Source organism: Streptomyces sp. CG4 (assembly GCF_041080655.1).
Taxonomy (GTDB): domain Bacteria; phylum Actinomycetota; class Actinomycetes; order Streptomycetales; family Streptomycetaceae; genus Streptomyces.
The window spans coordinates 4,226,685-4,243,556 of sequence record NZ_CP163525.1; the positions used below are offsets into that span (position 1 = coordinate 4,226,685).

Consider the following 16,872-nt stretch of genomic DNA (forward strand, 5'->3'; position numbering starts at 1 on the left):
GGTCGGCTCAGATGCCGCCCGAGTTGCCCCCACTGCCGTAGGAGCCCCCGGCGAGCCGGCGCAGTCGCCGGGCCTCCTCCTCCAGGCGGTGGGCGACCTCCTGCGCGCCCTCCGTGAGTCCGCTGGCGGTCAGCTGGGCGGCGAGGGAGGTGAAGTAGTGGGCGGTGCTGAGGAGTTGGTCGTACGCGTCGTAGGACGGGGCGAAGGACGGGCCGAAGGACGGGGCGACTCCCGCCGGGTGCGTGTGGACGTCGTTCAGGACGCGGCTGATCTCCCCGGCGATCTCGTCCCGGGCGTCCTGGGTGAGCGCCACGGCCCGCCCGGTCTGTGCGAGGACGGAGTGGCAGGAGCGGCTCAGTTCACGGAGCAGCTGGTCGTCCCGATTGGTGTAGCTGACCCCGGCCGACTGGTAGCCGAAGACATTGCCCTGCACCAGTCGGTCACCGGCCACGGCGGACTCGTACCGGCGCAGGTCGATCGCGCTGGTCGTCCCGAGGGCCGCCCGGAAGCAGGGGTGGATGTGGAACTCGGTCTCGTGCGGCTGCACCGGCAGGTCGTCGCCGCCGGCGAACACGACGTCGTTGCCGCGCCGCACGCCGAGGAAGCCCACGTCGTGGAGGACGTCGATGATCCCGGAGAGGGTCAGCGCGTCGGCGTACGCGGGGAACAGCCGGTGCAGTGATTCCTCGGCCGCCTCGAAACGGCTCCGGAGGGCCGCGCGGGAGACGACGTACCCCGCGTTCTGGAAGAGCGGGAAGAGGTTCTTCAGGAACGGGTGGGCGACCAGGTACTCCAGGGACAGGTCCTTCAGTTTCCAGGCGGAGAACTGCAGCCCTGCCTGGCGGACGTCCGCCTCGGTGATCCGGTCCCGGCCATGGGTCAGCCAGGCCGTCTCCTGGCACAGGTTGAGGAACTGGATGGCGTCCCGGGGCCGCGGCAGACAGCGCCCGAAGACGTGGGCCGGCGCGTCCTCGTTCTCCACCGCCACCGGGAAGATCTCCCGCCACAGCTGCGCGTCGGTCAGCTCCGCGCCGGTGGAGGCCCGGGCCCGGGCCAGCGCGAGATCCCGCAGCGCCTCCTGCGTCCAGCCGATCCGCAGTTCGTCCCCGTGGAACTTGTCGCCCTCGCCGAAGGACAGCGAGTCGTAGATGTCCGCGCGCAGGAAGAGCAGGAAGCGCACCGACCGACCGTACCGGCTCGCCGCGTGCTTGGCCGCCAGCAGCAGCCCGATCACCATGGAGTGGCTGTCCGGCTCCGCCGACCACACCAGCTCCAGCTGGTCGACCATGAGGAGCAGCGGCTCGTGCGCCGCGTCACACCCCAGGTCGGCGAAGGCACGGGCCACACCCCGCTCGACGACCTCCAACTGCCGCTGCGCACGGGCACCTTCGGACGGCGCCTGCGCGAGATCGAGTCCGGCCTTGATCCCGAACATGTCCAGGGTCAGGGAGGTCTGCAGCCCCTTGATCCCCTGCGCCATCCGGTCCCCGAGCCGGTCGCCGAGCCGGTCGTCGTCCAGCTCGCCGTTCTGCTTGAGGAACCGTACGAGCGCCTTCACCGAGCCGGGCCTGCGCCGGTGCGCGTCCTTCGAGTGCGCGGCCAGGTGCCGGGCGGCGTGTACGGCGAACACGTACCGCCAGATCAGCGCCTTCGCCGAGTCACCGGGCAGCCCCTGCAGCTCGAACCGCCGGATCGCCTCCCCCGCCGTCTCGTCCGGGGTGACCAGCAGCTTCCCGGCAGGCCCTGCGCCGTCCGCCCCGTCCGCCATCAACTGCATGCAGATGGCGCTCTTCCCGGACCCCTTACGCCCGATGATCAGCATCTTCCGCCCGCCAACGGCCGCGCTGTAGGCCGCGGTGGGCAGAAAACCGCCGCGCAGCAGCAGCCCGTGCCCGTCGTTCACGTCCCGCTCGGCATCCTCACGCCCGAAGTGCAGGCGCGCGAGCAGAGGTTCGTCGGCCATGCCGCCCCCAAGAAGTCACCCTCAACCAGGAGACACGTTAGCGAGTGCGACGGTTCAGGTGACGGGAAGTCCGGCGTTGTTGCTCAGCAGTTCGCGAGTGCGGCGCACCAGGGCGTCCCGCACCGCCTCCGGTGCGAGGACCTGTAGGGGTGTGCCCAGGCCCAGGAGGTAGCGGGCCAGGCCGTCCGGGTCGGGGCCGCCGATGTCGATGATCGTCGCGTGGGGGGCGTCGGGGGCGTGGGAGTCGTGGGGGTGGTGGGGGTGGTGGGGGTGGTGGGGGTCGTCGGGCCGGTGGGTGCCGATCGTGGCGGGGACGAGGCGTAGGGCCTCCCGCATGGGGAGGGGGACGCGGATGGTCGCGGTCAGCGGGTAGGGGCCGTTCGCGATGTTGCGGGAGACCAGCCGGGCCGGGTCCGGTGGGTCGGTCAGGTCCGCCGGGTGCCCGGTGGGCTGGAGGCGGTCGACACGGTCGGCCCGGAAGGTACGCCACTGTCCCCGGGCCACGTCCCGCGCGACGAAGTACCAGCGCCGCCCGGTGTGCACGAGCCGATACGGGTCGATCTCCCGCACCGTGCTCCGCCCCTCCCCGTCGGTGTACGACAGCCGGCCCCGCTCCCCGCGCCGGCACGCGGTGGCCAGCTCCAGCAGCAGCCCGGGGCTGATCTGCGGCTTCTCGGCCCCGGCCGCCGGGAGTCGTACGAAGGCGTCGTCCAGCTCTCCCAGGCGGTCCGCGATCCTCCGGGGCAGGACCTGGCGCAGCTTCAGCATCGCGGACAGGGCCGCCTGGTCGCCGCCCAGCGCCGCCTCGCCCAGCCCCACCGCCACGGCCAGCGCCTCCTCGTCGTCGAGGATCAGCGGCGGTACGTGCGAGCCGGCGCGCAGGCGGTAGCCGCCCCAGGGCCCGGCCTCGGAGTCGACGGAGTAGCCGAGCTCGCGGAGCCGGGCGACGTCCCGGCGGACCGTGCGGTCGGTGACCTCCATGCGCTCGGCCAGTTCGGCACAGGTCCAGGAAGGGCGGGAGGACAGCAGGGAGAGGAGGCGGAGAAGGCGGGCGGATGCGCTGAGCACGGGCAGGAGTTTTCCATACGAGTCCATGACCAGGACCGGAACTGTCCTGGTCATCCCCTAGCGTCCTCCCCATGACCGCAGAGACTTCTTCCGCATCCACTTCCACATCCACTTCCGCACCCGCGTTCCGCTACGCCGCCGTCACCTTCGACTGCGCCGATCCCGCCGAAATGGCTCGCTTCTACGGCGAGTCGCTCGGCATGTCGGTCGTCTACTCCAGCGATGACTTCGTCCTGCTCGGCAAGGAGGGCGCGACCGGCCTCGGCTTCAACCGCCTCGCCGACTACCGCCCGCCGACCTGGCCGGACCCGGCGCAGGAGAAGCAGGCGCACATCGAGCTGGGCGTGGACGACCTGGACACCGCCGAGAAGCGCCTGCTGGAACTGGGCGCCGGCAAGCCGGAGTTCCAGCCGGGCGGGGAGCGGTGGCGGGTGCTGCTGGATCCCGCCGGGCATCCGTTCTGCATCACGACCCTGGTCTGACCGCGCCCGGCTATACACTCCCCGCGGGGTTCGTTTTCTCTGGGGGGACGGTCGCCATGGGCACCGAGATCAACTTCAGCAACAACTACCGTGACCTGTGCATAGAGCACGGCACGGGGGCGGGTTTCCAGTTCGAGTTCAACTGCTCGCGCTGCTGGGACACCTGGCGTTCGCCGTTCGAGCCGTTCCGGGCCGGGCAGGTGGCCGGGTGGGTGTCCCGTGGCGTGAACGCGGCGTGGTCGCTCATCGGCGGCAGCGCCACGCAGGGCGTGACCAACGCCGCGGACGGGCTGGCCGGGGCGAGCTTCGGCAGCCAGCGGGACGCGGCGTTCACCCGCGCGATCGAGAACGCGCAGAGCCACTTCAACCGCTGCCCGCGCTGCACCGGTCATGTCTGCGCCCGCTGCTGGAACGCGGGGCAGGGGCTGTGCCTGAACTGCTCCCCGGACACCGCGGCGGAGGCCCAGGCGGCGCAGCAGCGGGGGCTGAACGACATGGTCTCCCAGCGGGCGTACGACGTCGGCCAGCAGCAGGGCGCCGGGTACGACGTCACGAGCCCGCGCCAGCTGGTCTGCCCCAACTGCCGTACGGAGACGCGGGGCGGCGCGTTCTGCCATGGCTGCGGCCACCGTCTCGCGCAGACCACGAACTGCGCGTCCTGCCACGCCGTCCTGCCGGACGACGCCGCCTTCTGCCCGTCCTGCGGCACCAGGCGCTGACGGCGGGGCCGGGGCGAGCAGGGGGAGGGGAGGGAGGGTCTACGGCAGGGCGGATTCGCACCACACCGCCTTGCCTGGAGCCCGCTCTCCGACGCCCCCGCTTGTCGGCCGGCGCCGAGACGAGCAACAGCCCGCGTCCGCCCCGGCGGCACGCCGTGCACGAGGGCATTCGTGGCCAACCACGACTCGAAGCAGATCCTCTCCCAGGTCCGCGCCCTGCACCTCACCCCCGTCACCTGGGCTGCCTTCACCTCGCTTAGGGCAGCGGGCCGGTCTCTGGCCTGCGAGCCCGTCTCGGGCCTTCACCCGCAGCCGCCGACGGCGGGTCCGCACCGCCGGGGACACCCGCACACGACCACGAAACCCGCACAGGTGGTGCGGGTGGGAAATCCGGGCCGGCCGGAGGCCGGGGGGCCTCTTCGGTCACTTACTGATGAGGTCGCCGTCGGCGGGCTCACGGCGTGCCGACCGGCTCCGTCTGCCCCGTGGCGTCCGCTGCGGCCAGAGCAGCACGTACGCCGCCGCTCCGATGCAGAAGGCCAGCCGGATGAGGCCCCGGGTGGAGTCCGAGGGGATCACCAGGACGCTGCCGTAGAGGGAGATGAGGGCGATCCAGCTGACCCACGGGACCAGGCGGCGTTGGCCGATGGAGTCCCAGAGGAGCGTGCCGAGGAGGACCGAGGCGTTGTAGTACGTGTACACGCTCGGGTCCAGCATGATGCGCGCGTCGACCGCCAGGAAGACCACCGCCGGCCAGCGGTTGCGGCGTACCGCCAGCGCGCCCAGGGCCGCGCCCAGGGCCATCTGGGCGGGGCGGTCCCACGGTGGTGTCGCGGGGTCGTTCACACCGAACCAGCGCAGCGAGGACGCCGGCTGGTTGGGGATGGTGAAGCGGGCCGCCTGCAGGGTGTCCAGGTGGGTCAGATAGAAGGGCAGCCAGGCCACCGCCACCAGGCCGAAGGCCCACGCCGCCGAGCGCAGCCGGGCCGGACGGGGTAGGGCGAGAAGGAGGGGCAGGAAGCCTACGGCCCAGGGTTTGGAGTCGACCGCCAGGGCCAGGAAGACGCCCACCGCCGTCGCGTTCCCGCGGACCAGCGCGCGGACGGCGAGCGTGGCGAAGAAGAGGGCCAGGACGTCGTCGAGGTGGGCGAAGCGGACCGAGACCTCGACCCACATGGGTATGAAGGCGGCTCCGGCGATCAGGACACGCTGTTGCAGGCGTTTGTGATTGAGGCCGGTGCCCCGGTTGTAGTCCGCGGCGGCGCGGCCGACCAGGACCAGCATGTACAGGCCAAGACCTGACATGAACGCGTCGGCCAGTTTCTCACCAACGGCGGCGGGGAACGGCGCGAAGAGCCCGGCCACTATGAAGCTGACGGGACCGATCTGCAGGTCGGGGTGGTTGGCGTAGAGAGCCAGACCGCCGCCGGATGCCTGATTGAAGAGCAGTTGCTCGCCGGTTCTCAGATAGTGCCAGGAAATGGCGCCATGGCGTTCGGCCACGAAGAACCATATGGCCGTCCACAGGGTGAGCAGCACAATGTGCCACCGCACCGGGTAACGCCCGTTCAGCACGTTCCGTCCTTCCGCCACCCGTCAACCATCGTCACCCGTCCCCATCACAGCATCATCTGGTAAGAGCGGTTGCAGCGGGTACCGGTTCATCGGGGAGGCGGGCCAACCCCGTTGTCAGTGGCGGCCTCTACAGTCACGGTCATGGCGACTCTTCCCAACCCGCTGCCCAAGCTGTCCACCGACCCCAGCGGCCGTTCCCTGGGACTACAGCTGCCGCCCGGCAGACTGGTCGACCTGCCCGAAGACGGCCCCTGGCACGAGCCTCTGCTGTGGCACGCGGAGAAGCCGGCCGCGCCGGGCACCTGGAGGGCGCTGGGGGTGCCGGCGGCGCGCGCCGGTCTGCTGCCGGTGCTCGTGGACGTCGGCGGCTCCGGTGGCGGCCCGGAGGACTGGGCGCTGCTGCCCGGCGAGACGTCGTACCCGGGCGATCACGACGCCGAGGACGTCCTGGCGGAGTACTGGGAGGAGGAGACGGAGGACGGGGAGATCACCGGGGAGATCGAACCGTTCGGACCGGAGTGGCCCGGCCTCGCACCCGCCGTCCCGCTCTCCGCCGATCCGGACACCCGGGCCGCCCAGGTCGCCGACGCGCTGGGCGGCGATCCGGACTCGGGCATCGAGGAGGCGCATCTCGCCCTGGTCCCGGCCCGCCGGTCCGCCGACATCCCGGCGGCGATCGGCTGGACCGGGCCGGTGAACTACGAGGGCGACATAGGCCGGATCTGCGCGGTGCTGCGCTCCTGGGAGGACCGCTTCGGCATCCGGGTCGTGGCCCTCGGCCTGGACACCCTGGTCGTCTCCGTCGCGGCCCCGCCGGCCACCGAGGAGGACGCCGAGGCGGTGGCGGCGGAGCACTTCGCCCTCTGCCCGGACACCCTCAGCCAGGGCTCCGCGAGCAGCCTGCGGGACTATGCCAAGACGCTGGTGGGCAGCCGGACGTGGACCTTCTGGTGGGACTGAGCCGCCCCGCCCGGCGATCACACCGGTAATTCCGTGATCCGGACGGTCAGCCGGACGTTCCGTCCGAGCCCGACGCCGGCTCCCACCTCTCGCCGCCCAGCGGGAAGGCGTACGCGGGCCGGCCGCTGTTGCCGCTGGTGCGGAACGGCCGGCCGTTGTCGTCGATCCGCAGCGTGCCGTGGCGCGCCCCGCTGGACCACGACAGCTCCAGGTACCAGCTGACGTCGTACGCGGAGGCGTCGGCCGTGACGTAGAAGACCTCGGGGTCCGACCGGCTCACCTTGAACGGGAAGCCCCGGTGCCCGGCCTTCGGCACGACCTCGGGGCGCAGGGCGTCCAGGGCGACCGTGAAGGCCCGGGTCGGCACGCCTCCGCCGCAGCCGACGCCGGGATAGCCCATGGCGTAGTCGTTCCAGGCGAGCGGCGCCCGCCGGCCCGCCATGCGCACCGACAGCCCCTCCAGGACGACCGTGTCCGAGCCGGTGCCCTGCACGGTGAACGTGACGAACTGCTCCCCCGACGAGACCGCCTTGTGTACGGCCACCCAGGCCGGCGCGTCCTGCTCCAGCGGGGGCGGGGAGACATCGGTCGGGGCGCGGTTGATCAGGTAGTGCTGGGAGCAGGGGTCCTCCCAGGCGTAGGGGTGAGTGGTGACGGTGAGGGGTGGGGGGCCGGCGGCCGTGGCGCTGTCACCGGATGCACCACCGGTGGGCGGCGCGCCCGGCTTGTCCCCGGACGGTGTGCCGGAGTCCTGGGGCGAGGTACGGGACGGGGACGGGGAGGTCGAGCGGGCGCCGGCCGTCGGCGCGTGCTGCCGCGCGGAGCCGGAGCCGGAGGCGATTGCGGCAGAGCCGCCCTTGGCGTCCGCCTCCGCGCCTGCGGAGGGGAGAGTGAGGGCGAGCGCCACGCTGCCGAGCAGGGCGGTGACGGCGAGCGCGGCGAGGACGACAGTCCGGGTACGGCGCCGGGGGTGAGGGCGGGCGTCCCTCCCCCGCCCCGGCACCAACTCCGGCTCCAGCCCCAGCCCCCGCTCCGACTCCGGCTCCACCCCCCGCTCAGGCACCCGCTCCGGCTCCGGCTCGCGCTCCGAGGCATCCCCCGCCCGAGACACCGACGCCCCCTCCGGCACCGGCACCTCCCGCACGGGCACCTCCCGGTCCGGCACCTCCCGCATCGGCTCCCGCCGGTCCGGCTCCCCCCGGTCCAGCCCCTCCCGTACCGGTTGCTTCCTCCTCCGCCCCGCATCCGCCAGCACCCACCTCCGGTGCAGCTCCACGAGTTCGTCGGGCGTGGCCTTGCAGAGGCGGGCCAGGCGTTCCACGGGGGCGTAGTCGGTCGGTACGGCGTCCCCGTTGCAGTAGCGGTGGAGCGTCGACGTACTCATGTGGAGCCGCTTGGCGAGCGTGCCGTAGCTGTGCCCGGAACGGTTCTTCAACTCCCGCAGCAGGTCCGCGAAACCGCTCTCCGAGGTGCCGTCCGCCACCGTTTCCCCTCCCCGCCCCGTCCCATCCCGGCGTTCCAGGGAGGGACTGTTTCTGCAGGTCAGCACCTGCGTAGGCATTCCAGCGTCCCGGATTGCCCTGAGCCTGTGGCCGCCGGGACACGGCTCCCCACAGGCTGTGGCTCATCCAAACACGCCAACTGGCCCAGCCCGAAAGAGGACTTGCGATGCGTATGCGCCATATCCGTCTGCTCGCCGCCACCGGCACCGCACTGACCGCCCTCGCGCTCAGCGCGTGCAGCAGCGACGGCACGGGGACGAAGGACGAGGGCGCCTCGCGGCCGGTGTCGCCGACCACGACAGCGGGAACGGGAACGGACAAGGCGACCTCCGCCAACCCCACCACCACGGGCGGCGCCGGGACGGCGAACGGCACCCGCGCGACCCGTACCCACACACCGGGCTCCAGGACGACCGGTGCCGGCAGAGGCAGCGGCACCGGCACCGGCTCGGGCGGCTCGGTCGTCCTGTGCAACGGCGCGAACACCCGGGTCACCGCCCAGCCGGTCACCCGCCCCCTGAACCACATGCTGCTCACGGTGACGAACGCGGGCAGCAGGACGTGCGAGCTGACGTACTACCCGGTCGTGCGCTTCGACGAGATGCAGTGGGCGCCGCAGGCGGCGAAGGACACCCAGCCGCAGGCCGTGACGACCTTGAAGCCGGGCGAGTCGGGGTACGCGGGCGTGCTGCTGTCGGCCGCCGACGGCAGCGGCGAGGGCGGCATGACCGCCCACAAGCTGACGGTGATGTTCCAGGGCCGCACGCCGAACAGCGACGGCGGCCCCGTCGCGACCCCGGCGCTGCCGGCGAAGGGCATCTACTACGACAGCTCGCTGACGGTGACGTACTGGCAGCAGAACGCGGACGGCGCCCTCAACTGGTAAGTCGGGCCGGGGACTTCACTCGTACCGGCGCAGCTTCTGTGCCGCCTCGGTCGCCCAGTAGGTGAGGATGTTCCGCGCCCCGGCCCGCTTGATGCCGGTCAGGGTCTCGAAGATCGCCCGGTCGCGGTCGACCCAGCCCTTCTCGGCGGCGGCCTCGACCATCGAGTACTCGCCGGAGATCTGGTAGGCGGCGACGGGCACGTCCACGGCGTCCGCGACCCGGGCGAGGATGTCGAGGTACGGCCCGGCCGGCTTGACCATGACCATGTCCGCGCCCTCCTCCAGGTCCAGGGCCAACTCCCGCAGGGACTCACGCCAGTTCGCGGGGTCCTGCTGGTAGGTCTTGCGGTCGCCCTGGAGGGAGGAGGCGACGGCCTCGCGGAAGGGGCCGAAGAAGACGGACGAGTACTTGACGGTGTAGGCGAGGATCGCGACGTCCTCGCGCCCGATCTGGTCGAGCGCGTCGCGGACGACGCCGATCTGGCCGTCCATCATCCCGCTGGGGCCCACGACATGGGCTCCGGCGTCGGCCTGCACCTGGGCCATCTCGGCGTACCGCTCCAGGGTCGCGTCGTTGTCGACACGGCCCTCGGCGTCCAGTACCCCGCAGTGCCCGTGGTCGACGGTCTCGTCCAGGCACAGGTCGGACATGACGAGCAGGTCGTCGCCGACCTCGGCACGCACGTCACGGATGGCGACCTGCAGGATCCCGTCCGGGTCGGTGCCCGGCGTTCCCACGGCGTCCTTCTTGCTCTCCTCCGGCACGCCGAACAGCATGATCCCGGAGATCCCGGCCTCGACGGCCTCGACGGCGGCCTTCTTCAGGCTGTCGCGGGTGTGCTGGACGACACCGGGCATGGCGGCGATCGGCACGGGCTCGCTCACGCCCTCCCGGACGAACGCCGGGAGGATGAAGTCGGCCGGGTGCAGTCGCGTCTCGGCGACCATCCGGCGCATGACGGGCGAGGTCCGCAGCCGCCGGGGACGCGTACCGGGAAACGATCCGTACTTCGTCATGCCTTCTACGCTACGCCCGCCCGGCACCCCCCTTTGCCAACACCGTGTCGGCCCAGTGCCGGCCCAGCGCCGGCCCAAGAGGGGCGTAACGCCCACCGAAGAACCCCCGAAGAACCACGCGAAGAACCGCGCGAAGAACCGCCGGCAGAACCTCCCGCAGAACCGCCATAGAAAGTTTTTGCGCTCTCCTGGCCGTCCCTGGATCCGCGTGACTCCCCACCGTTCTACGCGCGTGGTGTCATGCACGCGCCACCCCCACAGGCATCCCCAAGGAGTCACGCATGCTGCGGAAGGTCCTCACCCGCGCGGCCATCGCCCTGGCCGCCGGTGCCGCCGTCGTCACCACCGCCGTCCCCGCGAACGCGGCGAGCTACTCGGCGTTCGCCTTCTCCCAGAGCGGCGGCCAGCCCACGATCTACGACTTCATCAACTCGGCCACCAGCAAGCTCGACATGACCATGTACGAGCTGGAGGACACGACGGCCGTCAACGACCTCATAGCCCTGAAGAACAAGGGCGTCACGGTCCGGGTCGTCCTCGACCGCCAGCACAAGAGCGCCAACAACGCGGCGTACACGTCCCTGACGAACGCGGGCATAGGCGTGGTCTGGTCGTCCTCCGCCTTCACCTACACCCACCAGAAGACGATCACGGTCGACGGCACCAAGTCCCTGATCCTGACCGGCAATCTGACGTCCCAGTACTACGCGACCGGCCGCGACTACGGCGTCTTCACCGACGACACGAGGGATGTGGCGGCGATCGAGAAGGTCTTCGACGCCGACTACGCGGCGACGTCCGTCACCCCCACCGACGGGGACCACCTCCTCTGGTCCCCCACGGACTCCCGCAACCGCCTGGTGTCCTTCATCAACTCCGCGACGAAGACCCTCGACGTGGAGGAGCTGGAGTTCAGCGACAGCACGGTGGTCAACGCGATCGTCGCCCGCGCCAAGGCAGGCGTGAAGGTCCGCGTGGTCCTGGAGAATCCTTCCAGCTACTCCAGCGAGGTCTCCGCCGTCAAGGCCGCCGGCGGCACGGTCGTCGGCTACTCCGACCCGAGCGGCTTCTACATCCACGCCAAGGCGATGGTCGCCGACTACGGCCTGTCCACCCAGGAGGTCGAGGCCGGCTCCATGAACATCAGCAGCAACTCCCTCAGCAACAACAGGGAGTTGGGCATCATCCTGACCGGCACGGGCGTGGCCCAGCCGGCGGCCCAGACGATCGAGACGACGTTCGCCGGCGACTACGCGGGCGGTACGGCACCGTAGCCGACGCACGACAGGCGGGTGCCGTGCGGCACCCGCCTGCTCTCACGTGGTCGTACGGCGCCTGCGAGCCCCGGGCCGCCGCTCGCTCGGCCGGGTCACCGGGTCCCCGTTCTCCAGCGCGGCGGCGCGTCGCTTCATGCCGAAGTCGGCCAGCGCCTCCGCCAGCTTGTGCACCGAAGGCTCCGGAGCCATGACATCGACCCGCAGACCGTGCTCCTCGGCCGTCTTGGCCGTGGCCGGGCCGATGCACGCGATCACCGTCACGTTGTGCGGCTTGCCCGCGATGCCCACCAGGTTCCGGACGGTCGACGACGACGTGAAGAGAACGGCGTCGAAACCACCCCCCTTGATCGCCTCCCGCGTCTCCGCCGGCGGCGGCGAGGCCCGCACGGTCCGGTACGCCGTGACGTCGTCGACCTCCCAGCCCAGCTCGATGAGCCCGGCGACCAGGGTCTCCGTGGCGATGTCGGCACGCGGCAGGAAGACGCGGTCGATCGGGTCGAACACCGGGTCGTACGGCGGCCAGTCCTCCAGGAGGCCCGCCGCGGACTGCTCACCGCTCGGCACCAGGTCCGGCTTCACGCCGAAGGCGACCAGCGCCTTCGCCGTCTGCTCGCCCACCGCGGCCACCTTGATACCCGCGAAGGCCCGCGCGTCGAGGCCGTACTCCTCGAACTTCTCCCGAACCGCCTTCACCGCGTTGACCGACGTGAAGGCGATCCACTCGTAGCGGCCGGTGACCAGGCCCTTGACCGCTCGTTCCATCTGCTGCGGGGTGCGCGGGGGCTCCACCGCGATCGTCGGGACCTCGTGCGGCACCGCGCCGTAGGACCGCAGCTGGTCGGAGAGCGACGCCGCCTGCTCCTTCGTACGCGGCACGAGCACCTTCCAGCCGAACAGCGGCTTGGACTCGAACCACGACAGCTGGTCGCGCCGGGCGGCGGTGGAACGCTCGCCGACCACGGCTATGACCGGCCGCCCGCCGTCCGGCGAGGGCAGCACCTTCGCCTGCTTCAGCGTCTGCGCGATCGTGCCGAGCGTGGCCGTCCAGGTGCGCTGGCGGGTCGTCGTACCGGCGATCGTCACCGACAGCGGGGTGTCGGGCTTGCGGCCCGCCGACACCAGCTCACCGGCCGCCGCGGCCACCGCGTCCAGGGTCGTGGATACGACGACCGTGCCGTCGGAGGCGCCCACCTCGGTCCAGCACCGGTCCGAGGCCGTACGGGCGTCCACGAACCGGACGTCCGCACCCTGCGCGTCCCGCAGCGGCACCCCGGCGTACGCCGGCACGCCGACCGCGGCCGCGACACCGGGGACGACCTCGAAGGGCACCCCGGCGGCGGCGCAGGCGAGCATTTCCTCGGCCGCGTACGTATCAAGTCCCGGGTCCCCGGACACCGCACGGACGACCCGCCTGCCGCCCCGCGCAGCCTCCATGACAAGATGAGCGGCATCCCGGGCAGCGGCCGGGAAAGCGGCGGTTGTTGACGTGCCGTCAACCACCGTCAGCTGGGGCGTGCCCGTGCCCGGCGGCGAGATCGCGGAGGGATTCGCGTCCGTCTGCACAACGGAGACGCCCTGTCGGGCGTGCGTCCGGATCACGTCGAGCACCTCGTGCTCGGCGACCAGGACGTCCGCGTGCGACAGCGCCTCCACGGCGCGCAGAGTCAGCAGTCCCGGATCTCCGGGTCCGGCACCCAGGAAGGTGACGTGCCCGTGTTCCGGACCGGCGGCAGGAAGGGCGGTGGGGCTCAATGTGCTCGCTCCCCCATCAGACCGGCCGCGCCCTGGGCGAGCATCTCGGCCGCGAGTTCGCGGCCGAGTGCCATCGCTTGGGTCTCCGTCTGGGGCACGGGACCGGTGGTGGACAACTGCACCATACGAGTGCCGTCGGTCGTGCCGACGACGCCGCGCAGGCGCATTTCCTTGACAATCTGCCCGTCGGCCAGCAAGTCGGCCAGCGCGCCCACAGGGGCGCTGCAGCCGGCCTCCAGGGCGGCGAGCAGTGATCGTTCGGCGGTCACGGCGGCCCGGGTGAACGGGTCGTCGAGTTCGCCGAGCGCGGCGATGAGGGCAGTGTCTTGGGCGGTGTTCCCCGCCCTGCACTCGATCGCCAGTGCCCCCTGGCCGGGGGCGGGCAAAACCGTGTCGACCGACAGGAAGTCGGTCACTTCGTCGATGCGGCCGATCCGGTGCAGTCCGGCCGCGGCGAGCACGACAGCGTCCAGCTCGCCGTCCCGCACATACCCGATCCGCGTATCCACATTCCCCCGGATCGGGACCGTCTCGATGTCCAGGCCGTGGGTGCGGGCGTACGCGTTCAGCTGCGCCATGCGGCGCGGTGCACCGGTGCCGATGCGGGATCCGCGCGGCAGGTCGGTGAACTTGAGGGCGTCGCGCGCGATGATCACGTCCCGTGGGTCCTCGCGCTGCGGTATCGCGGCCAGGACCAGTTCCTCGGGCTGCGCGGTGGGCAGGTCCTTGAGCGAATGAACCGCGAAGTCGACCTCGTCCCGCGCCAGCGCGTCGCGCAGCGCCGTCACGAAGACACCGGTGCCGCCGATCTGTGCCAGCTGCTCGCGCGAGGTGTCGCCGTACGTGGTGATCTCGACCAGTTCGACGGGCCGCCCGGTCACCTGGCGGACGGCCTCCGCCACCTGACCGGACTGGGCCATGGCGAGCTTGCTGCGCCTGGTCCCCAGTCGCAGGGGTGCCTTGTCAGTCATGCCGGTCGGTCCTTCTCGTCTGTGCTGTCCCCGGCCCGGGAGACGGCGGCCACCGTCTCGGGGTCGAGGTCGAAGAGGGTGCGCAGCGCGTCCGCGTACCCGGCGCCGCCGGGCTCGGCCGCGAGCTGCTTGACCCGTACGGTCGGCGCGTGCAGCAGCTTGTCGACGACCCGGTGCACGGCCTGGCGGATCTCGCCGCGCTGGCGTTCGTCCAGGTCGGGCAGGCGGCCGTCGAGCCGCGCGATCTCACTGGCGACGACGTCGGCGGCCATGGTGCGCAGCGCGACCACGGTCGGCGTGATGTGCGCCGCCCGCTGTGCCGCGCCGAAGGCCGCGACCTCGTCGGAGACGATACGCCGGACCTGGTCCACATCGGCCGCCATCGGGGCGTCGGCGGAGGCTTCCGCCAGCGACTCGATGTCGACCAGTCGCACCCCGGCCAGCCGGTGCACGGCCGCGTCGATGTCGCGGGGCATGGCCAGGTCGAGGAGGAAGAAGAAGGGCGCCGGGCGCTCGGCCGGCGGCTCCGGCTTGCGCCGCTCGGGGATCCGGCCCACCGTGGCGGCGGTCGCGGCGAGCGCGGTGATCAGCTCGGCGTCCGCCTCGGGAGTACGGCGCTCCCGGCGGTCCACGGCCGCTCCCGCGGCCCAGGCCGCGTGCTGCTCCAGGGTGGCCGCGTCCATGCCGGCGACGGCGGCGTCGCCCATGAGGGAGAAGCCGGGCTGTACGGCGGCCAGGTCCAGCGGGCAGTTCTCGTCGGTGCCGACGCCGGTGGGCGGCAGCGGGGCGAGGGGGGCCTTCGGGGTCGTACGACCGCTGTCGGCGGGTTCGGCGGCGACCGGCTGCCCGGTGCGGCCCTCGACCGCGTGCGCGACCGCCTCGGCCGTGAGGACCAGGCCCGTCGCACCGGTACAGGAGACGACGACGTCGGCACGTGTCAGCTCGTCCGGTACGGCGTCCATCCGTACCGCGCGAGCCGCCACCGCGTTGTCGTCGCCCTCTATGAGGATCTGGGCGAGGCGCTCGGCGCGCTCGAAGGTGCGGTTGGCGACGACGACCTCGGTGACCCCGGCCCGCGCGAGCGTCGCGGCGGCCAGCGAGGACATCGACCCGGCGCCGATGACCAGCGCCTTCTTGCCCGCGGCCCAGTCCTCGACGGCTCCGCCGACGGCCAGCTGCTGCAGGCCGAAGGTGACCAGGGACTGGCCGGCGCGGTCGATGCCGGTCTCGGAGTGGGCGCGCTTGCCGACCCGCAGGGCCTGCTGGAACAGGTCGTTCAGCAGCTTGCCCGCGGTGTGCAGCTCCTGCGCCTGGGCCAGCGAGTCCTTGATCTGGCCGAGGATCTGGCCCTCGCCGACGACCATCGAGTCGAGCCCGCACGCCACCGAGAAGAGGTGATGAACGGCCCGGTCCTCGTAGTGGACGTACAGATAGGGCGTGAGCTCGTCGAGTCCCACCCCGCTGTGCTGGGTGAGCAGCGTGGACAGCTCGGCGACACCGGCGTGGAACTTGTCCACGTCGGCGTACAGCTCGATGCGGTTGCAGGTGGCGAGCACCGCGGCCTCGGTGGCCGGCTCGGCGGCGACCGTGTCCTGGAGCAGCTTGATCTGGGCGTCCGCGCTCAGCGCGGCCCGCTCCAGCACGCTCACCGGCGCGCTGCGGTGGCTCAGTCCGACGACGAGGAGACTCATGCCGGCATCACGGCGGGTACGTCCCCGTCGGGCCCCTGGTCGGCGGAGGAAGCGTCACGGGTGGTGGCGGGGTGCGCCCCGTCGCCCGCCGCGGTCTCCTCGCCGGCCTTGCGCTGCTCGTGGAAGGCGAGGATCTGGAGTTCGATCGAGAGATCGACCTTGCGTACGTCGACACCGTCCGGGACGGTCAGCACGGTCGGCGCGAAGTTCAGGATGGAGGTCACTCCGGCGGCCACCAGGCGGTCGCAGACCTGCTGGGCGGCGCCGGCGGGGGTGGCGATGACACCGATGGACACGCCGTTGTCCTGGATGATCTTCTCCAGGTCGTCGGTGTGCTGCACCGGAATGCCGGCGACCGGCTTTCCGGCCATCGCCGGATCGGCGTCGATGAGGGCCGCGACCCGGAAGCCACGGGAGGCGAACCCGCCGTAATTGGCCAGGGCGGCGCCGAGGTTACCGATACCGACGATGACAACCGGCCAGTCCTGGGTCAGGCCGAGTTCACGGGAGATCTGGTAGACGAGATACTCCACGTCGTAGCCGACACCGCGCGTTCCGTAGGAGCCCAGGTACGAGAAGTCCTTGCGCAGCTTGGCGGAGTTGACCCCCGCCGCGGCCGCGAGCTCCTCGGAGGAGACCGTGGGTACCGAGCGCTCCGACAGTGCGGTCAGGGCTCGGAGGTACAGCGGAAGCCTGGCGACGGTGGCCTCGGGAATCCCTCGGCTGCGGGTCGCCGGTCGGTGTGTTCGGCCAGTTGCCACGGTGCTCCTGCGGGTAGAGCGGGGCTGCAGGCGGTCATACGTCCCCAGACCGCCCCGTCGACAGCAGGCTATGTCTTTGTGAACGCGTGCACAAAGATGGTGTCCGATTTGCCCGGCAGAAGTGACCGGGGTCACGCGCCTTTCGCGCCCTCGTCGGGAACCGGCGCACACGCACCGACGTTCCTTCGTTACTGGGGGCAAAACCGCACACTCTCCTCATGAATCCCGCCCCCGAGATCAGACCGCCG

Annotated in this window: 14 protein-coding genes; 5 read left to right on the plus strand and 9 right to left on the minus strand. The window is 71.6% G+C overall.

Going from position 1 to position 16,872, the window contains the following annotated elements:
• Nucleotides 1-7 precede the first annotated feature (7 nt).
• Together AB5L52_RS19240 and AB5L52_RS19245 are read right to left on the minus strand one after the other, a co-directional pair.
• Entirely contained in the window at nucleotides 8-1,963 is a 1,956-nt protein-coding gene (locus tag AB5L52_RS19240) for a hypothetical protein (RefSeq protein WP_369365224.1), read from the minus strand.
• Between the two features lie 54 nt (nucleotides 1,964-2,017).
• Complete coding sequence (locus AB5L52_RS19245) at nucleotides 2,018-3,085, minus strand: helix-turn-helix transcriptional regulator (protein WP_369365225.1); 1,068 nt, start codon at nucleotides 3,083-3,085, stop codon at nucleotides 2,018-2,020.
• Nucleotides 3,086-3,102: 17 nt separating this feature from the next.
• Here AB5L52_RS19245 and AB5L52_RS19250 point away from each other — a divergent pair, with 17 nt between their 5' ends.
• Complete coding sequence (locus tag AB5L52_RS19250; RefSeq protein ID WP_351027003.1) at nucleotides 3,103-3,513, plus strand: VOC family protein; 411 nt, start codon at nucleotides 3,103-3,105, stop codon at nucleotides 3,511-3,513.
• A gap of 56 nt (nucleotides 3,514-3,569) precedes the next feature.
• Complete coding sequence (locus tag AB5L52_RS19255) at nucleotides 3,570-4,232, plus strand: zinc ribbon domain-containing protein (RefSeq protein WP_351027005.1); 663 nt, start codon at nucleotides 3,570-3,572, stop codon at nucleotides 4,230-4,232.
• Nucleotides 4,233-4,655: 423 nt separating this feature from the next.
• On the opposite strand, the gene AB5L52_RS19260 is transcribed toward AB5L52_RS19255, so the two are convergent.
• Complete coding sequence (locus AB5L52_RS19260) at nucleotides 4,656-5,807, minus strand: hypothetical protein (RefSeq protein ID WP_351579086.1); 1,152 nt, start codon at nucleotides 5,805-5,807, stop codon at nucleotides 4,656-4,658.
• A gap of 141 nt (nucleotides 5,808-5,948) precedes the next feature.
• On the opposite strand from AB5L52_RS19260, the gene AB5L52_RS19265 reads away from it, so the two are divergent.
• Nucleotides 5,949-6,767 carry a DUF4253 domain-containing protein gene (locus AB5L52_RS19265; protein WP_369365229.1) on the plus strand — a complete coding sequence of 273 codons (819 nt, stop codon included), beginning with the start codon at nucleotides 5,949-5,951 and terminating at the stop codon, nucleotides 6,765-6,767.
• 46 nt (nucleotides 6,768-6,813) lie between these two features.
• On the opposite strand, the gene AB5L52_RS19270 is transcribed toward AB5L52_RS19265, so the two are convergent.
• A complete protein-coding gene (locus AB5L52_RS19270; protein ID WP_369365230.1) occupies nucleotides 6,814-8,250 on the minus strand; it encodes a helix-turn-helix domain-containing protein in 1,437 nt (478 codons plus the stop codon).
• A gap of 185 nt (nucleotides 8,251-8,435) precedes the next feature.
• Between AB5L52_RS19270 and AB5L52_RS19275 the strand changes: the two genes are divergently transcribed.
• On the plus strand, nucleotides 8,436-9,155 hold the full coding sequence (locus tag AB5L52_RS19275; protein WP_369365232.1) for a DUF4232 domain-containing protein: 720 nt from the start codon (nucleotides 8,436-8,438) through the stop codon (nucleotides 9,153-9,155).
• Nucleotides 9,156-9,170: 15 nt separating this feature from the next.
• Here the strand turns inward: AB5L52_RS19275 and hemB are convergent, their stop codons facing one another.
• The gene (gene hemB / locus AB5L52_RS19280; protein WP_351027014.1) at nucleotides 9,171-10,172 is read right to left on the minus strand and encodes a porphobilinogen synthase; all 1,002 of its coding nucleotides are present in this window, start codon (nucleotides 10,170-10,172) and stop codon (nucleotides 9,171-9,173) included.
• 281 nt (nucleotides 10,173-10,453) lie between these two features.
• Here hemB and AB5L52_RS19285 point away from each other — a divergent pair, with 281 nt between their 5' ends.
• Nucleotides 10,454-11,446, plus strand: a complete 993-nt coding sequence (locus AB5L52_RS19285; protein ID WP_369365234.1) for a phospholipase D-like domain-containing protein — start codon at nucleotides 10,454-10,456, stop codon at nucleotides 11,444-11,446.
• A gap of 42 nt (nucleotides 11,447-11,488) precedes the next feature.
• On the opposite strand, the gene AB5L52_RS19290 is transcribed toward AB5L52_RS19285, so the two are convergent.
• The 4 genes from AB5L52_RS19290 to AB5L52_RS19305 are packed head-to-tail and all read right to left on the minus strand — an operon-like array spanning nucleotide 11,489 to nucleotide 16,624.
• Nucleotides 11,489-13,201, minus strand: a complete 1,713-nt coding sequence (locus tag AB5L52_RS19290; RefSeq protein ID WP_351027016.1) for a bifunctional uroporphyrinogen-III C-methyltransferase/uroporphyrinogen-III synthase — start codon at nucleotides 13,199-13,201, stop codon at nucleotides 11,489-11,491.
• Nucleotides 13,198-14,172, minus strand: coding sequence for a hydroxymethylbilane synthase (hemC, locus tag AB5L52_RS19295; RefSeq protein ID WP_351027018.1), 975 nt, complete (start codon nucleotides 14,170-14,172; stop codon nucleotides 13,198-13,200). Before hemC ends, AB5L52_RS19290 begins: the two co-directional genes overlap by 4 nt.
• Nucleotides 14,169-15,863, minus strand: coding sequence for a glutamyl-tRNA reductase (locus AB5L52_RS19300; RefSeq protein WP_351027020.1), 1,695 nt, complete (start codon nucleotides 15,861-15,863; stop codon nucleotides 14,169-14,171). The genes hemC and AB5L52_RS19300 overlap by 4 nt, the downstream gene beginning before the upstream one ends.
• A complete protein-coding gene (locus AB5L52_RS19305; protein WP_351027022.1) occupies nucleotides 15,860-16,624 on the minus strand; it encodes a redox-sensing transcriptional repressor Rex in 765 nt (254 codons plus the stop codon). The genes AB5L52_RS19300 and AB5L52_RS19305 overlap by 4 nt, the downstream gene beginning before the upstream one ends.
• Nucleotides 16,625-16,872: the final 248 nt, after the last annotated feature.

Bases quoted from the DNA above. Each gene is read 5' to 3' on its own strand.
- AB5L52_RS19240 (WP_369365224.1), bottom strand. From the start codon at position 1,963: ATGGCCGACGAACCTCTGCTCGCGCGCCTGCACTTCGGGCGTGAGGAT.
- AB5L52_RS19245 (WP_369365225.1), bottom strand. From the start codon at position 3,085: ATGACCAGGACAGTTCCGGTCCTGGTCATGGACTCGTATGGAAAACTC.
- AB5L52_RS19250 (WP_351027003.1), top strand. From the start codon at position 3,103: ATGACCGCAGAGACTTCTTCCGCATCCACTTCCACATCCACTTCCGCA.
- AB5L52_RS19255 (WP_351027005.1), top strand. From the start codon at position 3,570: ATGGGCACCGAGATCAACTTCAGCAACAACTACCGTGACCTGTGCATA.
- AB5L52_RS19265 (WP_369365229.1), top strand. From the start codon at position 5,949: ATGGCGACTCTTCCCAACCCGCTGCCCAAGCTGTCCACCGACCCCAGC.
- AB5L52_RS19275 (WP_369365232.1), top strand. From the start codon at position 8,436: ATGCGTATGCGCCATATCCGTCTGCTCGCCGCCACCGGCACCGCACTG.
- hemB (WP_351027014.1), bottom strand. From the start codon at position 10,172: ATGACGAAGTACGGATCGTTTCCCGGTACGCGTCCCCGGCGGCTGCGG.
- AB5L52_RS19285 (WP_369365234.1), top strand. From the start codon at position 10,454: ATGCTGCGGAAGGTCCTCACCCGCGCGGCCATCGCCCTGGCCGCCGGT.
- hemC (WP_351027018.1), bottom strand. From the start codon at position 14,172: ATGACTGACAAGGCACCCCTGCGACTGGGGACCAGGCGCAGCAAGCTC.
- AB5L52_RS19300 (WP_351027020.1), bottom strand. From the start codon at position 15,863: ATGAGTCTCCTCGTCGTCGGACTGAGCCACCGCAGCGCGCCGGTGAGC.